The sequence below is a fragment of the Rhizobium esperanzae genome (genome assembly GCF_002204185.1).
GTDB lineage: Bacteria > Pseudomonadota > Alphaproteobacteria > Rhizobiales > Rhizobiaceae > Rhizobium > Rhizobium esperanzae.
Genome location: NZ_MXPU01000003.1, coordinates 171,855 through 188,132 on the forward strand (window position 1 = coordinate 171,855; position 16,278 = coordinate 188,132).

Annotated in this window: 10 protein-coding genes; 1 reads left to right on the forward strand and 9 read right to left on the reverse strand. The window is 61.1% G+C overall.

What is annotated here, in order from left to right; genetic code table 11:
- Window positions 1–13 precede the first annotated feature (13 nt).
- The 9 genes from B5E41_RS05230 to B5E41_RS05270 all read right to left on the reverse strand — a co-directional run bounded on the left by B5E41_RS05230 (window position 14) and on the right by B5E41_RS05270 (window position 13,587).
- Entirely contained in the window at window positions 14–679 is a 666-nt protein-coding gene (locus tag B5E41_RS05230) for a YiaD family glycine zipper/OmpA-like lipoprotein (RefSeq protein ID WP_088391627.1), read from the reverse strand.
- Between the two features lie 234 nt (window positions 680–913).
- The gene (locus B5E41_RS05235) at window positions 914–1,912 is read right to left on the reverse strand and encodes a flagellin N-terminal helical domain-containing protein (protein ID WP_088391629.1); all 999 of its coding nucleotides are present in this window, start codon (window positions 1,910–1,912) and stop codon (window positions 914–916) included.
- 267 nt (window positions 1,913–2,179) lie between these two features.
- Window positions 2,180–5,335, reverse strand: a complete 3,156-nt coding sequence (locus B5E41_RS05240) for an efflux RND transporter permease subunit (RefSeq protein ID WP_088391631.1) — start codon at window positions 5,333–5,335, stop codon at window positions 2,180–2,182.
- A complete protein-coding gene (locus B5E41_RS05245) occupies window positions 5,332–6,540 on the reverse strand; it encodes an efflux RND transporter periplasmic adaptor subunit (RefSeq protein WP_088391633.1) in 1,209 nt (402 codons plus the stop codon). Before B5E41_RS05245 ends, B5E41_RS05240 begins: the two co-directional genes overlap by 4 nt.
- Before the next feature lie 267 nt (window positions 6,541–6,807).
- Window positions 6,808–7,722 carry an adenylate/guanylate cyclase domain-containing protein gene (locus tag B5E41_RS05250; protein WP_088391635.1) on the reverse strand — a complete coding sequence of 305 codons (915 nt, stop codon included), beginning with the start codon at window positions 7,720–7,722 and terminating at the stop codon, window positions 6,808–6,810.
- Window positions 7,723–7,926: 204 nt separating this feature from the next.
- Complete coding sequence (locus tag B5E41_RS05255; RefSeq protein ID WP_088391637.1) at window positions 7,927–9,477, reverse strand: SpoVR family protein; 1,551 nt, start codon at window positions 9,475–9,477, stop codon at window positions 7,927–7,929.
- The gene (locus tag B5E41_RS05260; protein WP_064803758.1) at window positions 9,474–10,748 is read right to left on the reverse strand and encodes a YeaH/YhbH family protein; all 1,275 of its coding nucleotides are present in this window, start codon (window positions 10,746–10,748) and stop codon (window positions 9,474–9,476) included. Before B5E41_RS05260 ends, B5E41_RS05255 begins: the two co-directional genes overlap by 4 nt.
- Window positions 10,749–10,760: 12 nt before the next feature.
- Window positions 10,761–12,704 (reverse strand): PrkA family serine protein kinase, encoded by a 1,944-nt coding sequence (locus B5E41_RS05265; RefSeq protein ID WP_088391639.1) that lies wholly within the window; start codon window positions 12,702–12,704, stop codon window positions 10,761–10,763.
- Between the two features lie 406 nt (window positions 12,705–13,110).
- Window positions 13,111–13,587, reverse strand: coding sequence for a VOC family protein (locus B5E41_RS05270; RefSeq protein ID WP_088391641.1), 477 nt, complete (start codon window positions 13,585–13,587; stop codon window positions 13,111–13,113).
- Between the two features lie 213 nt (window positions 13,588–13,800).
- Here B5E41_RS05270 and B5E41_RS05275 point away from each other — a divergent pair, with 213 nt between their 5' ends.
- Window positions 13,801–16,278, forward strand: a complete 2,478-nt coding sequence (locus B5E41_RS05275) for an ATP-dependent helicase (protein ID WP_088391643.1) — start codon at window positions 13,801–13,803, stop codon at window positions 16,276–16,278.

Genomic DNA, 16,278 nt, shown 5'->3' on the forward strand with positions numbered 1-16,278 from the left:
AAAGAGCGCCTGCTCACCCCTGCGTGATCGGCGCGATCTGGATTTCGACGCGGCGGTTCTGGGCACGTCCGGCTTCGCTCGCGTTGGAGGCAACGGGTTGGGACGGGCCGAAACCGACGGCGGAGACGCGGCGCTGGTCGATGCCTTGACCGCCGAGATAATCGGCAACCGACAGCGCGCGGCGCTGCGACAGGTCCTGGTTATGCTGCAGGCTGCCCGTCGAATCCGTATGGCCGTTGACGTCGATCAGCGTGCGGTTGAACTTGCGCAGCACGATCGCCACCGAATTCAGCGTCGGATAGAAGCCGGGCTTGACCGCATCCTGGTCGACATCGAAGGTGATGTTCGAGGGCATGTTGAGGATGATGTTGTCGCCCTGACGGGTGACGGAGATGCCGGTGCCTTCGAGCTGGGCGCGAAGCTCGGCTTCCTGCTGGTCCATGTAGTTGCCGATCGCGCCGCCGGCCAGCGCGCCGATACCGGCGCCGATCAGCGCCGCATTGCGCTTGCCATGCCCGCCGCCGCCGACGGCCACGCCGACGAGAGCGCCACCGAGCGCGCCGAGCGCAGCACCGCCCGCCGTATTGGAAACCTTCTGCTCACCCGTATAGGGATCGGTCGTCGTGCAGGCGCTGAGATAGCTTGCTGCGACAGCCAGAAGTACGAATTTCTTGATCATGGACAGGACGGTCTCCGTTCAAAACTGATGCGAGCAAATGGCAAGGATTACGGCAAGAAAATGAAGATGTTCTCTTGATAGGCGAATTTCAGGCGCCGAAACAGCAGCCATGTTGCAGCAATGCGCTGATATCACCAGTTTTAAGGCAGGCTCGACCACGTGGACAGTGGCCGAGGCGCGCAGCTGCAGGGCGGAGCCTCGAAGATCGGCGGCGGATGGCTGGGTGGTCGCCCCTTAGAAATTCTGGAACAGCTGCCTGACCGTATCGTAAGTCGCATTGGCGATATTCAGCGATTGCAGGCCGAGCTGCTGCTGCGTCTGCAGCGCCCTGAGCCTGCTCGACTCCTCCTCCATGTCGGCATCGACGAGCCGGCCGATGCCAGCGGTGATGTTGTCGTGCAGCTGGGTGGCGAAGTCGTTCTGCAGCTCGATGCGTTTTTCCAGCGCGCCGAAGGCCGAGCCGACCGTCGTCAGCTGCGTCAGCGCCGCGTCGACGACGCTGATCATCTGGCCGATCTGCCCTTCCGTCGTGGTTGACGAAAGCGAAATGACGACCTGGCCGGCGGTGGTGCCATTTTTGCTGGTCATCAGCACGTAGTTCTGCGCGGTCCCGAGCTCGGTGGCGAAATAGGACGAGGTCAGCACGCCGTATTCGCCCGAGCCGGTGGCGCGGTCGTCAATCAGGTAGCGCGCATCCTTGGAGGTGGTGGCACCCACCGGCGTATTGTCGATATGGTAGCTCAGCATGCCTACAGAGACGGTACCGTCGGCATTGCGGATGAAGGACGCCGGGATCTGGCGCGGCTGCGTCGGGGTCGCATCGTTGGTGAGGATCACCCAGTTGTCGCTGTTGAAAGTCGCCGATTCCGAAACGCTGCGCAGTTGCTCCTGCAGCTGCTTGAGCTCTTCGTTGATCTTGTTCTTGTCGACCCCGTCCTCGGTGGCGGCGACAAGCTTGGCCTTGATCTCGGAGACGACGTCGATAACGTTCTGGACACCGGTATAGGCCGTGCCCATCGTCGCAGCCGCCATGCCGAGTGCATCCTGGACCGCCGAAACGGCCTTGTTGTCGGTGCGCGCGGTGGTGGCGATCGACCAATAGACGGCATTGTCGGCCGCTTTGGCGACACGCATGCCCGTCGTGATGTGGTTCTGCGTGACCGTCATATTGCGATTGATATCACGCAGCACATAGAGCGCCGCATCAACGGAGACGCGCTGATAAATACTCACGGAACTAGACTCCAAAAACACAACAGAACGCAACTGAACAGGGATGAACCTTCCGCACAGACGCTCATGTCCGGGGTCGCTGGATCTCCAGCGCATTGCCTTCAAGAAACGAAGAAGGCCAGTCGGTTCCTGGCCAAGATCATTGCCGCTTATGCTTAAAAAACGGCTAATCTTCAGAGGGAATTTATCTTATCCGCAAGACTTCATACACCATAAGAAACGCAGCCGAATGGCAATCCGGCAGCGCGTTCAAGTCGGACGGAAGGCTTATTCGGCGGCCTGCAGCTGCTCCTCGTCGGGTGCCGCACGCGGCCTCGTCGCGACCGACATCTCCTCGTGCAGGCGCGCCTCTTCATGAGCATGCGGCTTGGCGAAGCGGGCAAGCAGGAGATAGGCGACCGGCGTGATGAACAGCGTCACCAGCGTCGCAAAACCGAGGCCGCCGACGATCACCCAGCCGAGCGCCACGCGCGCTTCCGCACCCGCGCCATGGGCAAAGACCAACGGCACGCCGCCGAGAATGGTGGCGATCATCGTCATCATCACCGGGCGAAGGCGCAGCGCGCAAGCCTTTTCGATCGAGGAGCGCACGTCCTCACCCCTGTCGCGCAGCTGATTGGCGAATTCGACGATCAAGATGCCGTTCTTAGCCATGACGCCGACGAGCAGCACCAGGCCGATCTGGCTGTAGATGTTCAGGCTGGAACCGGTGATGATTAAAGCGAAGACGGCGCAGGCAAGGCCGAGCGGCACCGTCGACATGATGATCACCGAGGAGAGCACGCTTTCGAACTGGGCGGCGAGCACGAGGAAGATGATGACCATGGCAAAGCCGAAGGTCAGCGCCATGCCGTTCGAATTCTCTTCCAACGTTGCGGCTTCCGCAAGCGGCAGCAAGCGTGCGCCCGGCGGCAAGATCGGCTCGGCGAGCGCGGTCACCTGTTTCACCGCATCGCCGAGTGACATGCCGTTCTTGAGGCCGGCGGTGATCGCGACGGAGGCGAGCTGCTGCTCGCGGTTCAGCTGCGGCGCGACCGAACCCTCCTTCATCGAGGCGATGACTGACATCGGCACGATCTTGCCGTCGCCGGTTTTCAGGAACACGTTTTCAAGATCCGTGGGATCATCGATCGGCCGCGTCGTCGAAGTCAAAAGCACGGGATAGGATTCACCGTCGACGAAGACGTCGACCACCGAGCGCCCTTCGAGCAGCGACTGGATCGCCGTCGAAAGCCCCGTGATGTCGATGCCGAGATCGGAGGCGCGCTCGCGGTCGATCGCCACCGACACCTGCGCCTGGCTGGGCTCGCTGGTCAGCCGGGGCGTATCATATTGGCCGGTGGCATCGAGCGCCTGCACCAGCTTGGCGGCCGCCGCCGTCAGCGCCTCATGATCATTACCGACAAGCGCCATCTGCACGCCGCTGCCGGCGCCGCGGATGCGCAGGCTGTTGGAGGAGATGGCGTTGCCGCGCAGCGCCGGCACCTTCGCCGCCGCCTGGTTGATGTCGCCGACGATCTCGGCCTGCGTCCGATGCCGCTCTCCCCAGGGGGCGAGCGTCAGCACCATGAAGCCGCTGTTCAAAGAACCGCCCTGCCCGGAGATCGAAAAGACGTTGCGGATGTCACCGCTGTCGACCAGCGGCTGCAGATATTCCTCGACGAGCTGCATCTTGTCGCGGGTATATTCGAGGCTCGATCCCTGCGGCGTCGTCAGCCGCATCATCACCATCGACCGGTCCTCTTCCGGCGTCAGCTCGCTCTTGACCGTCGAGAAGGCGATGAGCGCGGCGCCAGCAAACAACACCGAGAAGAGGATGACGACGAAGGGCGCGTTGAGGCAGCCGTGCAGCGCCCATTTATAGAGGCTGGCGAAAGCCCCGCCGACGCGGCCGAGCGCGCCGTGATCCTCGATCATCGGCTTCGTCAGCATGCGCGAAGCGAGCATCGGGCACAATGTCAGTGCCACGATCGACGACAGCCCGACCGAAAAGGCGAGCACGAAGCCGAATTCCCGGAAGAGACCGCCGACCTGCCCCGGCAGGAAGGAGAGCGGGATGAAGACGGCCGCCAGCGTCGCCGTCGTGGCGATGACGGCGAAGAACACCTCGCGTGTGCCGAGCACAGCGGCCGCGCGCGGCCCCATGCCCTCGGCACGCCGGCGCACGATGTTTTCGAGCACCACGATCGCGTCGTCGACGACGAGGCCAGTGGCCAGCACGATGGCGAGCAGTGTCAGGATGTTGATCGAGAAGCCGACCATATAGATCGCAGCAAGCGTCCCGATTAGCGCCACCGGCATGCTGACGGCCGGGATCAGTGTCGCCCGCCAGTCGCGCAGGAAGAGATAGATGACGGCGGTGACGATAACGGCGGCGAGCATCAGCGCCAGCACCACCTCATGGATCGCGCCCTGAATGAAGACAGCATCGTCGCTGGTGATGGCGATCGTCGTTCCCTCGGGCAGCGTCTTCGACAGCTGCTCGACGGCGGCCTTGATGCCGGTCGAGATGTTGAGCGTGTTCGACTGCGCCTGGCGGATGATGCCGAGGCCAATGCCGGGCTTGCCGTTCGAGCGCAGCGCCGTATCGCCGTCGCGGGGTCCGAGCGTCACGGTCGCGACGTCGCCCAACCGGACGCGGTCCTGCAACATCACATTGGAGAAATCCGCCGGCGTCTGCAGGTTGGCGGTGGCGCGCACGACGATATCCTGCGTCGTGCTCTTCAGCGAACCGGCCGGAACGTCGAGCGCGGCATTGTCGAGCGCCTTGGTCAAGTCGCCGATGGTGAGCCCGCGGCTGGCGAGCGCCCCCTGATCGACATCGACGCGGAAGACCTTTTCCTGGTCGCCATATTCCTCGACATCGGCCACGCCGTCGACGGAGGCGAGGCGATCGATCACCTCGTTTTCGACGAGCTGCGTCAGGTCGTCCATGTTGAGGTTGGTGGAGGTGACGGCGAGGCGCATGATCGCCGAGGAATCCGAATCCGCCTTGACGATCTGCGGCGCATCCGCCTCGTCGGGCAGGTTCTGGGCGATGCGGCCGATCGCATCGCGCACGTCATTGGCGGCGACCGCGAGATCGATCGCATCGGAGAATTCGAGCGTCACCCGGCTCTGGGCGAAGGAAGAGGTCGAGGAGATCGACTTCAGGCCGCTGACGCGGGCGACCGCGCCTTCGATCACCTTGGTCAGTTCCTGGTCGATCGTCTGCGGTGAAGCTCCGTCGAAAGTGGTGCGCACGGTGACGACGGGACGGTCGACATCAGGCAGCTCCCGCACTTCGACGCCGACATAGGCCGCAAGACCGGCGACGACCATCAGCGTGTTGAACACCAGCGCCAGGATCGGCCGGCGAACGAAAAGCGCGGTGAAGCTCTGCTTGCCCGACGCTCGGTCCTGAGGCAATTCGGTCACGCTCATTGGGTCGCGACCTCCCCGTTCGCGGCGACATCGGCGGAAACACGCACTGCCCCGCCCTCACGCACGCGCTGCAGGCCCTGCGTCACGATCTTGTCGCCGTCCTTGAGATCGGCCCTGACGAGAACAAAATCTGGATTGCGCTGCACGATGCTCACCCGCACCTTGTGCGACTTGTCGTCGGTCACCTGCCACACGAAGGCCCCTTGTGAATCCCACTGCACGGACTGCGGATCGACCGCCGGATATTTGTCGCCGGGGAATTTCATGCTGACGCTGAAGGACATGCCGGCGCGCAGCTCGTCGGTAGAGTTGTCGATGCGGGCGCGCAGGCGCAGCGTGCGGCTTGCCGCATCGATGCGGTTGTCGACCGCCTCGATCACGCCGGAAAACACCTGCCCCGGCTTTGCCACCGACATCGCCTCTACCGGCTGGCCGACCTCGACCGTATTCGAGAAACGCTCCGGCACCCAGAAATCGACGAGGATTTCCGAACGGTCGTCCAGCGTGACGATCGGCGTTGATGTCGTGACATTATCGCCGATATTGACCGGCACGATGCCGACGATGCCGTCGATCGGGGCCGTGATGTTGCGCCTGGCGAGATTGAGCTCGGCGGCCTGCAGCTGCAGCCGCGCGCCCTGCTCGGCGATCTCGGAATCGAAGACGTCCATGCGCGACACGCTGGACTTGATGTTGTGGTAGAGATTGGACTTCTCGACCGCGGCTTTCACCGCCACATCCGCCTGGCCGCGGGCGATCACCTGCTCTTCGCTATCGAGCTTGGCGAGCACCTGCCCGGCCTTCACCCTATCGCCCGACTTGATGAGGATTTCGCGGATCGTTCCCGTGGCCTGCGGCGTCACCGCGACGGAACGGATCGCATCGCCTGTACCGATGGCATTCAGCCGGTCGTTGACGACGCCTTGAACGACGGCCTGCGTCGCGACGAGAATGGCGCTGTTGCGCCCGCCGCCGCTGCGGCGGTTCTGTCCCTGTCCCTGCCCTTGGCCCCGTTGCCCTTGCGCCCCGACGGAAGCACCGGCATCGGCGGTTTCAGGAGCTTTAGGCACGATCATGGAAACGAGGCTATCCGGAATGCCTGCATCGCGCATCTTATCGCCGGCGCCGGGCGCAAAGAAAACCCACGCGGCAAAACCGGCAATGATGACGATGAGCGAAAGTATAAACTGCTTCCAAAAGGCCATTCACGTCTCCGGAGGGACTCGGGGTTGGACCAGGGTCGGCAGAAAGAGGCGCTGCGGGATCAAGCTTCCCATCTGATGCGACAATATCGCGCTTTTACAGCTTACCGACAAGCATAAGCACCCGGCATTACCGATTTGTAATATCAGCGAAGAATGGGAATAATCCGGCCGCTCACTTTTGCTTGAATGGAGCTCGCAAAGGTCTTCGATGCTGCCGGTCTATGGACGAAGATCGCTCAAAACCCATGAAAAATGAGGGGCGGAAATCTATCGGCGCATCGCCCATCGCAGGCCGATCATCGCGGCGATTCCCAGTATTGGCCAAACCGCCCAGAAGGTTCCACTCCAGGTGAGGACGTTGATGCCGATAATGCCGAGCGCCGTGATCGCGAGTGTCACCATCCTGCGGTCGAAACGCGCCTGGTCACGATTCCAGGCAAGTGCTGCAATGACGATGAGCGCAAGCAGCGGAAAGCGGGCCCAGAAAACTCCGTTCCATGTGAGGAGATTGATGCCGACGAGTACGGCGGCGATGACGCCGAGCACGCTGAACAGCCTTCGGCCGTAGCCGGCAGCCGGTCTTGCCTCGGCGGTGACCGGAGCCGCCGGCTGGGGCCGAACGGTGGTGGGTCGTTCCGCAGGCTGCGCCTCCTCGCCTCCGTCGCCGATCTTGACCGCATAGCTCGGCACGCCCTCGTCGACATTCTTCACCGTCAGCGGCCCGAGAAACTCGAAACCAACAGCTACCTTGTTGCGCACCTGATCGTAAACGGTGCTCGATATCACGATGCCGCCGGGGGCGGCCGAGGCCTGCAGCCGCGCGGCGATATTGACACCGTCGCCATAGATGTCACCGCCCTCGACGATGACGTCGCCGAGATTGATGCCGATGCGGAAAAGCATTCGCCCGTCGCTTGGACGGCGGGCATTGAAGCCGGCGAGTTCGTTCTGGGTATCGACAGCCGCGCGCACGGCTTCGACCACACTCGGGAATTCGGCGATCAACCCGTCACCCCAGGTGTTGACGACACGGCCGCCATGGCTTTCGATCAGGTGTCCCATCGCCTCGCGGCAGCGCTTCAGCGTCGCAAGCGTCCCCTCCTCGTCGGCCCCCATCAGCCGCGTATAGTCCTGCACGTCAGCACAGAAGATCGTCGTCAGCTTCCGCCGCGTTTCACTCATGGTCACTCGCCTTTGCTATCGGCCCCGAAAGGTCGCTGCAAAGCTGGAATTGGGTTGAATGGGGACCAATATGAACGATTGCAGCGGCGGTAAATTACGCAGCCTTTGTATTTGTTGCCATCAATAATTGCCGATCGCCACCGGATGCGGGCAAAAGGATAGAGGCTTACGACGCGCTTAAGCCCGCGCGCTGAAAAAAACCGATCATTGAACAATCCTGCGCGGGCTCGCCGTATGTTCCTTCACCACGGTGCTCGAGCCGTCGATTTCCTGAAGCAACACGTCGTAGCCCCAGAGGTCGGCCAGATGTTGCAGGACGAGCTTCGTGTCACCTTCCTGCAGATAGCAGCCGTTCATGACGATATGCTGCAGCAACAGGCGGCGGTCGCCGGCGAGATCGACATCGACGATATCGATGGCCGGATCGGTCCAGCCGATATCGTATTCGCGGGAGAGCTGCCGGCGAATGCGCAGATAGCCTCGCTCATTGTGAATTGCCGAAACCAGCACACCTTCGGTCTGTTCCGGGTCGTCGTAGAGATGGAACAGCCGCAACCGCCGGATCAGGTTCGGGCTCAGGAACTGGCTGATGAAACTCTCGTCCCGGTAATTTGCCCAAACGTCGCGCAGAACCCCCATGGCGTCGCCTCGTCCCGCAATATCGGGAAACCATGCCCGGTCCTCTTCCGTCGGCTTCGTGACGATCCTCTCGATGTCCTGCATCATCGCAAAACCAAGCGCATAGGGATTGAAACCCGAGAACCGCCGATCGTCGTAGTTTGGCTGGAAGACGACATTGGCGTGCGACTTCAGGAATTCGAGGAAGTTCCCGTCGCTGATCTGCCCCCGCTCGTGAAGCCGGTTCATGATCTGATAATGGACGAAGGTGGCGGTTCCCTCGTTCATCACCTTGGTCTGACGCTGGGGATGGAAATATTGCGCGACATGGCGGACGATGCGAAGGATCTCGCGCTGCCACGGCTGTAGCCGCGGCGCGGATTTCTCGAGAAAATATAGGATGTTATCCTGCGGGAGACCGAGCGCGGCCCGGCGCTTTTCCAAACCGATGTCACCCGCCTTCTTCGCCTTGCCAACGGGAACCGTGCGCCACAGGTCGTTGAACATCTGCTCCTCGTGGGCGCGACGCTCCTGTTCCCGCTTCTCCTCCTGGCGAAGGTCGATTGTGGTCTTGCCGGCATATCGATGCACCCCATGCGACATCAGCGCATGCGCCGCATCAAGCGTTCTTTCGACGGCCGTCTCGCCGTAACGCTCTTCGCAGCGGGTGATATAACCCTTGGCGAAATCAAGGTAATCGAGAATTCCCTCGGCATCGGTCCAGAGCTTGAAGAGATAGTTATTCTTGAAGAAGTGATTGTGGCCAAAGGCCGCATGGGCGATGACGAGCGTCTGCATCGTCGCCGTGTTTTCCTCCATCAGATAGGAGATGCAGGGAGAGCTGTTGATGACGATCTCGTAGGCAAGGTCGCGCATCCCGCGGCGGTAGAAGGTTTCATGATGCGCAAAATGTTTTCCGAAGGACCAATGGCGGTAAAAGAGCGGCATGCCGGTTGAGGAATAGGCATCCAGCATCTGCTCCGAGGTGATGACTTCGATCTGGTTCGGATAGACATCGAGGCCGAGTTCGCCGAGCGCGATCTCCTCGCACGCATCATGGACGCGCTGCAGCGTTGCAAAGTCCCAGTCGGCTCCCTCGAACAAGAGCCGCTCTCTTGGCCTCACCGTCATGGTCATGGCGTCACCTTCGGCTGTGCGTCACGTTTCTGGAAGAGATCGTGGAAAACAGGGAATATTTCGCTTCGCCGGCATACCTTGCGCATCGAAAGCGGCAGCGGTTCGGAACGGATCCCGTCATAGAGCATCCAGAGGGGCGATCGCGATACTGAAGAATCGCCGCCTTCCTCGCCGACCTCGATATAGGCGAAATACTGGCACAGCGGCAAAATCTCGCGCAGCAGTTGCCCGGTCAGATTTCCGTCCGAATGGGCATTGTCGCCGTCCGAGGCCTGGGCGCCATAGATATTCCACTCCGCCGGGTCGAAACGCGCCGCGATGATCGCCCGCATCGCGGCAAGCGCGCTCGACACCAGCGTGCCGCCCGTCGCCGGACCGTAGAAGAAGGTTTCCTCGTCGACCTCTTCTGCCCTGTCGGTATGGCGGATGAAGACGATTTCCACTTTCTTGTAGCGTTTCGACAGGAAAAGGTAGAGCAGCAGGTAGAACCGCTTCGCAAGGTCCTTCATGTGCTCCGACATGGAGCCCGAGACGTCCATCAGGCAGAACATCACCGCTTTGGCGACAGGCTTCGGCTCGTTTTCGAAGCGGCGATAGCGCACGTCGAGCGGATCGATATAGGGAATGCGCCGGCTTTTTTCCGTCAGGGATTTGAGTTTTGCCTCAAGCGCCAGACGGGCCTCTTCATCCTCACATTCCTCGATCTGCCGCTGCAGGGCTTCGATCTCTTCGCGGCGTGGGCGGCCAAGCGCAACGCGGCGCATCATCGCCAGCTTCGTGGTGCGACCGACGGCAATGTTGGCAGGGGATCCCGATACGGAATAACCGGCCCGAAACGGAGTTTCCTCCTCCGTTTCGGCTAGACGCCGCTTGGCAAGGTCTGGCAATTCAAGGTCATCGAGGAACACATCGAGGAATTCCTCCCGCGTCAGCACGAAGCGAAAGCCGTCCTCACCGTCGCCTTCGCCTGCATCTTTTGGTTTTCCACCCTTCCCACCCGGCGGCCGCGGAATGATGTCGCCTTCGACGAAGGCCCGGTTCCCGGGCAGGATATGGTCGGCGATGCCGCCTTCGCCCCGTCGAAAGCTTGGTTCGGCCATTCCATCGATCGGCAGGCTGATCTCCCCACCGTCGAGCACGTCTCGAATGTTTCGATTCTGCAGCGAACGTTTCACCGCCTGCTGCACGGCTCCCTTCATGCGTCGAAGGAACCGCTGACGATTTTCCAGACTTTTACCGCGCGGATTTAGCCGCCGGTCGACAATGTGCATAATGGCTCCGCATTAACTTGCCTGTTTGACGCGCATGTACCATTCGACGAGGCGCCGAACCTGCCGTTCCGTGTAACCTCGCGCGGCCATGCGCGAGACGAATTCGCTATGCTTCTTTTCTGTTTCCGAATCCTTCTTCGATCCGAAGGAAATGACCGGCAAGAGATCTTCGACCTGCGAGAACATACGCTTCTCGATGACTTCCCGGATTTTCTCGTAGCTCGTCCATGACGGATTTTTTCCGCCATTGGCCGCCCGCGATCTCAGCGAGAACTTGACGATTTCGTTGCGGAAATCCTTCGGATTGGCAATTCCCGCCGGCTTTTCGATCTTCGTCAGCTCCTGGTTGAGGAGCTCGCGGTCGAGAAGCTGACCGGTATCGGGATCCTTGAAGTCCACATCTTCGATCCAGGCGTCGGCATAATCTACATAGCGGTCGAACAGATTCTGTCCGTAGTCCGAATAGGATTCAAGATAGGCCTTCTGAATCTCGTTGCCAATGAACTCTGCGTAGCGTGGCGCAAGATCGGCCTTGATGAATTCCAGATAGCGCTTCTCGACGTCGTCGGAAAACTGCTCGCGACGGATCGCCTGTTCCAGCACATACATCAGATGGACGGGATCGGCGCCGATATCCGTAGTGTCGTGATTGAAGGTGGAGGCGAGCACTTTGAAGGCGAAGCGGGTCGATATTCCGTCCATGCCTTCGTCGATGCCGGCAGCATCCCGGTATTCCTGGACACTGCGGGCGCGCGGGTCGCTTTCTTTCAGGCTCTCCCCGTCATAGGTGCGCATCTTCGAGAAGAAGGTCGAATTCTCGTGCTTGCGCAGGCGCGAAAGGACGGAGAAACGCGCCAGCATTTCGAGCGTTGCCGGGGCGCACGGTGCATCCACCAGTTCCGATCCCTCGATCAGCTTTTCGTAGATCTTCTGTTCCTCTGTCACCCTCAGGCAATAGGGAACTTTGATCACGCAGATACGGTCGATGAAGGCCTCATTGTTCTTGTTGGCCTTGAAGGTCTGCCACTCCGCCTCGTTCGAATGCGCAAGGACGATGCCGGAGAAAGGTATGGCGCCGATATTCTCGGAGCCGATATAGTTGCCCTCCTGCGTTGCCGTCAGCAGCGGATGCAGCATCTTGATCGGGGCCTTGAACATTTCGACGAATTCAAGGATGCCCTGATTGGCGCGGTTCAGCCCACCCGAATAGCTGTAGGCATCGGGATCGTTCTGGGAGTAGGTTTCCAGCTTGCGGATATCGACCTTACCGACCAGCGAGGAGATGTCCTGGTTGTTCTCATCGCCAGGCTCGGTCTTGGCAATCGCGATCTGGCGCAATCGCGAAGGTTGTATTCTGACGACGCGGAATCGGGAAATATCGCCCCCAAAATCGTCGAGCCGCTTCAAGCACCACGGGCTCATCAATCCGTTCAGACGCCGCAGCGGGATTCCATACTGCTCCTGCAGGAGCGAACCCATCGTCTCCGGGTCGAAGAGGTTGAGCGGGCTTTCGAACACGGGGCTGACCTCGTCACCGGCCTTCAGCACGTAGATCGGATGAACCTCCATCAACTGCTTCAGCCGCTCCGCCAGCGACGACTTACCGCCGCCGACCGGACCGAGCAGATAAAGAATCTGCTTGCGCTCCTCGAGCCCCTGCGCCGCATGCCGAAAGAAGGAGACGATGCGTTCGATTGTCTCTTCCATGCCGTGAAAACCCGCAAAGGCAGGATAAACCCGGATAGTCCTGTTCATGAAGATTCTGCCGAGGCGCGCATCCTTGGCAGTGTCCACCATCTGCGGCTCGCCTATTGCAGCCAGCAGGCGCTCGGTCGCGTTCGCATAGGCGATCGGTTCGGTTTTGCAGAGATCGAGATATTCCGAAACCGACATGTCGCTTTCGCGGCGCGCTTCATAACTGCGTGTGAACGCATCGAATACGGATTCACTCAGCATGGGACCTCCATTAAGGTTATGCCGCAGGCTCTAAGCCGTATAACCATCGAGATGGCCACGGCGTTCCTAAGAATCAATAGTTTCGTAGGTATATTCGACGCTGACCGGCCGTTTGTAGCAATGCACAAAATTGTGCATGCACCGGTAATTTTTTTACTCCGCGAAACTGTTTCCCATTGTAGTTGAGAAAAGGGTCATTGGCATATCAGCACATTTAGCGACGTGACATGAATGTCAAAAAGGTGTGCAATGGCGCCCGTGATTCGAGCCGTGGAAAATCGACAATCGGCCCGCCGGTGAGAGCAAGCCGGCTCTGACAGCAGACACCCAGCGCGCTCCCACAGCATGGGGCCGGGCGGATGTCACCACGCGCCCGTATGTTCCTATCATATGCTTCCCGGCACTTTTAGCCGTTGAATGCCTTCTCCAGCGCAGCCACATCGATCTTGACCATGCCGAGCATGACTTCGGTGACGCGCCTTGCCCGCTCGCGATCTTCGTCGGCGATCATCTCGGAGAGCGCGCGCGGGACGATCTGCCAGGAAAGACCCCAGCGGTCCTTCAGCCAGCCGCAGGCCTCCGGCGTGCCGCCATTGGCGAGGAACGCGTCCCATATCCGATCGATCTCCGCCTGGCTTTCCAGAAGGATCGCTATCGAAAAGGAATGGTTAAAGCTGTCGAGCGGACCGGCCTTCATCGCCAGGAAGGCCTGGTCGCCAAGCGTGAACTCGATCAGCTCGACGCTGCCGGGAGGGCCGCTCGGTGTTTCCGCTGGAAGTATGGTGGTGCGGCCGATCCTGGAATCCGGAATGATCGACACGTAGAATTCGACGGCTTCGCGTGCCTGCTCCGCGAACCAGAGATTTGAAATGACCTTGGGCATGGACAGCTTCCTTAGTTGGCGAGTATCCCGGACTTCTGTCCGATGCTTCGAGGACGTCTGGTCGCCGCCCGTTCCGACAGGCCGCAATCGGAATTTTTTCGCCGCCCACCCGCGGCGGCCTCGCCGCCCACACCCCTGCAATAGCGGTGATTCCAGAATGAAAGCAGAACATCTTTTCTGGTCTTTCCTTCCCGAATCACTACATTACGCGCCATGAGCAATAGTTTCGACGATATTCCCTTCTTCGACGAAGAGCCGGGCGAAGTGGCGCGCAAGCCGCAGCCGTCTGTCGCAACTGCCGGAAGGCCAGCCGCCGGCGGCGGCATCGCCGCCCGAGCCATGGCGGCCCGTGACGGCGGCAAGCGGCCGGATTATCTCGCCGGATTGAACCCGGAACAGACCGAAGCCGTCGAAACGCTGGAAGGCCCCGTCCTCGTGCTCGCCGGCGCCGGCACCGGAAAGACGCGCGTGCTGACGACCCGCATCGCCCATATCCTCAATACCGGCCGCGCCTTCCCGTCGCAGATCCTCGCCGTCACCTTTACCAACAAGGCCGCGCGCGAGATGAAGGAGCGCATCGCGCTGCTCGTCGGCGGCGCCGTCGAAGGCATGCCCTGGCTCGGCACCTTCCACTCGATCGGCGTCAAGCTCCTGCGCCGCCATGGCGAGCTCGTCGGCCTGAGCTCCGGTTTCACCATTCTCGACACCGACGACGTCGTGCGCCTGATCAAGCAGCTGATCCAGGCCGAAGGCCTCGACGACAAGCGCTGGCCGGCCAAGCAATTCGCCGGCATGATCGACACCTGGAAGAACAAGGGCCTCGGCCCCGCCGATATCCCCGAGGGCGATGCCCGCGCCTTTGCCAATGGCCGCGGCCGTGAACTCTATTTCGCCTATCAGGCGCGCCTGACGACGCTGAACGCGTGCGATTTCGGCGACCTGCTGATGCATCCGATCGCGATCTTCCGCAAGAACCCGGATCTCCTGAAGGAATATCACGGCCGCTTCCGTTATATCCTCGTCGACGAATATCAGGATACCAACACCGCCCAATATATGTGGCTGAGGCTGCTGGCCCAGCGCGCCAAGGGCGAGCCGCAGAATGTCTGCTGCGTCGGTGACGACGACCAGTCGATCTATGGCTGGCGCGGCGCGGAGGTCGACAATATCCTGCGCTTCGAGAAGGATTTCCCCGGCGCCAAAGTCATCAAGCTGGAGCGCAACTACCGTTCGACCGAACATATCCTCGGCGCGGCCGCCCACCTGATCGCCCACAATGAAGGCCGCCTGGGCAAGACGCTATTCACCGACCGCGCCGATCCCGACGACGTCAAGGTGCAGGTTCACGCGTCCTGGGACTCCGAGGAGGAAGCCCGCGCCATCGGCGAGGAGATCGAGCAACTCCAGCGCAGCAAGCATCTGCTGAACGATATGGCGATCCTCGTGCGCGCCTCCTTCCAGATGCGCGAATTCGAAGATCGCTTCGTCACCCTTGGCCTTAACTACCGCGTCATCGGTGGCCCGCGCTTCTATGAGCGCCTCGAAATCCGCGATGCCTTGGCCTATTTTCGGCTCGTCGCACAACCGGCCGACGACCTTGCCTTCGAACGCATCATCAACACGCCGAAGCGCGGCCTCGGCGATACCACGGTGCGTGCGCTGCATGACTATGCCCGCGCCCGCGACATCCCCATGCTGGCAGCGGCCGCCGACATCATCGAAACGGACGAGTTGAAGCCGAAGGCTCGCAAAGCCCTCTTCGACGTGGTTCAATTTTTCCGCCGGTGGCAGGAACTGCTTGAAAACACACCGCATACCGAACTTGCCGAGCAGATCCTCGAAGAGTCCGGCTATACCGACATGTGGAAGAACGACAAGAGCGCTGAAGCCCCGGGCCGTCTCGAAAACCTCAAGGAACTGATCCGCTCGATGGAAAGCTTCGAGTCGATGCGCGGCTTTCTCGAACACGTCTCCCTTGTGATGGATGCCGAGACCAACGAGAACCTTGACGCCGTTTCGATCATGACGCTGCATTCTGCCAAGGGCCTGGAATTCGACACCGTCTTCCTCCCCGGCTGGGAGGAGGGCCTGTTCCCGCATCAGCGCTCGCTCGATGAAAGCGGCCGCGCCGGCCTGGAGGAGGAACGCCGCCTCGCCTATGTCGGCATCACCCGCGCCAAACGCCGCTGCCACATCTGGTTCGTCTCCAACCGCCGCATTCACGGTCTCTGGCAATCGACCCTGCCCTCGCGTTTCCTGGACGAACTGCCGGAGAGCCATGTCGAGGTCGCCGAAATGGAGCAGAGCTACGGCGGTTACGGCCGCGGCGGCTACGGCCAGTCACGCTTCGACAAGGCCGAACCCTTTGCCAACTCCTATTCCACGCCCGGCTGGAAACGTGCCCAGGCCAACAAGACCGACGCCACCCGCGACAACTGGGGTACCCGCTCCGGCCACGCCGTCGAACGCATCGGCTATGGCGAAAGCGGCCCGAAGGGACGCATGATCGACGGCGAACTGGTGGCGAAGTCAACGTCCTCGGAGCCGTCGCGCTTCACCCTCGGCGACCGCGTATTCCACATGAAGTTCGGCAACGGCAACATCACCGGCATTGAAGGCAACAAGCTGACGATCGATTTCGATCGCGCCGGACAGAAGCGGGTGCTGGACGGGTTCGTCGAGCGCGTCTGA

What these genes read in the sequence shown, in the direction of transcription:
- B5E41_RS05275 (WP_088391643.1), top strand. Translation starts at nt 13,801, where the DNA reads ATGAGCAATAGTTTCGACGATATTCCCTTCTTCGACGAAGAGCCGGGC.
- B5E41_RS05240 (WP_088391631.1), bottom strand. Translation starts at nt 5,335, where the DNA reads ATGAGCGTGACCGAATTGCCTCAGGACCGAGCGTCGGGCAAGCAGAGC.
- B5E41_RS05245 (WP_088391633.1), bottom strand. Translation starts at nt 6,540, where the DNA reads ATGGCCTTTTGGAAGCAGTTTATACTTTCGCTCATCGTCATCATTGCC.
- B5E41_RS05260 (WP_064803758.1), bottom strand. Translation starts at nt 10,748, where the DNA reads ATGCACATTGTCGACCGGCGGCTAAATCCGCGCGGTAAAAGTCTGGAA.
- B5E41_RS05265 (WP_088391639.1), bottom strand. Translation starts at nt 12,704, where the DNA reads ATGCTGAGTGAATCCGTATTCGATGCGTTCACACGCAGTTATGAAGCG.
- B5E41_RS05250 (WP_088391635.1), bottom strand. Translation starts at nt 7,722, where the DNA reads ATGAGTGAAACGCGGCGGAAGCTGACGACGATCTTCTGTGCTGACGTG.
- B5E41_RS05255 (WP_088391637.1), bottom strand. Translation starts at nt 9,477, where the DNA reads ATGACCATGACGGTGAGGCCAAGAGAGCGGCTCTTGTTCGAGGGAGCC.
- B5E41_RS05230 (WP_088391627.1), bottom strand. Translation starts at nt 679, where the DNA reads ATGATCAAGAAATTCGTACTTCTGGCTGTCGCAGCAAGCTATCTCAGC.
- B5E41_RS05270 (WP_088391641.1), bottom strand. Translation starts at nt 13,587, where the DNA reads ATGCCCAAGGTCATTTCAAATCTCTGGTTCGCGGAGCAGGCACGCGAA.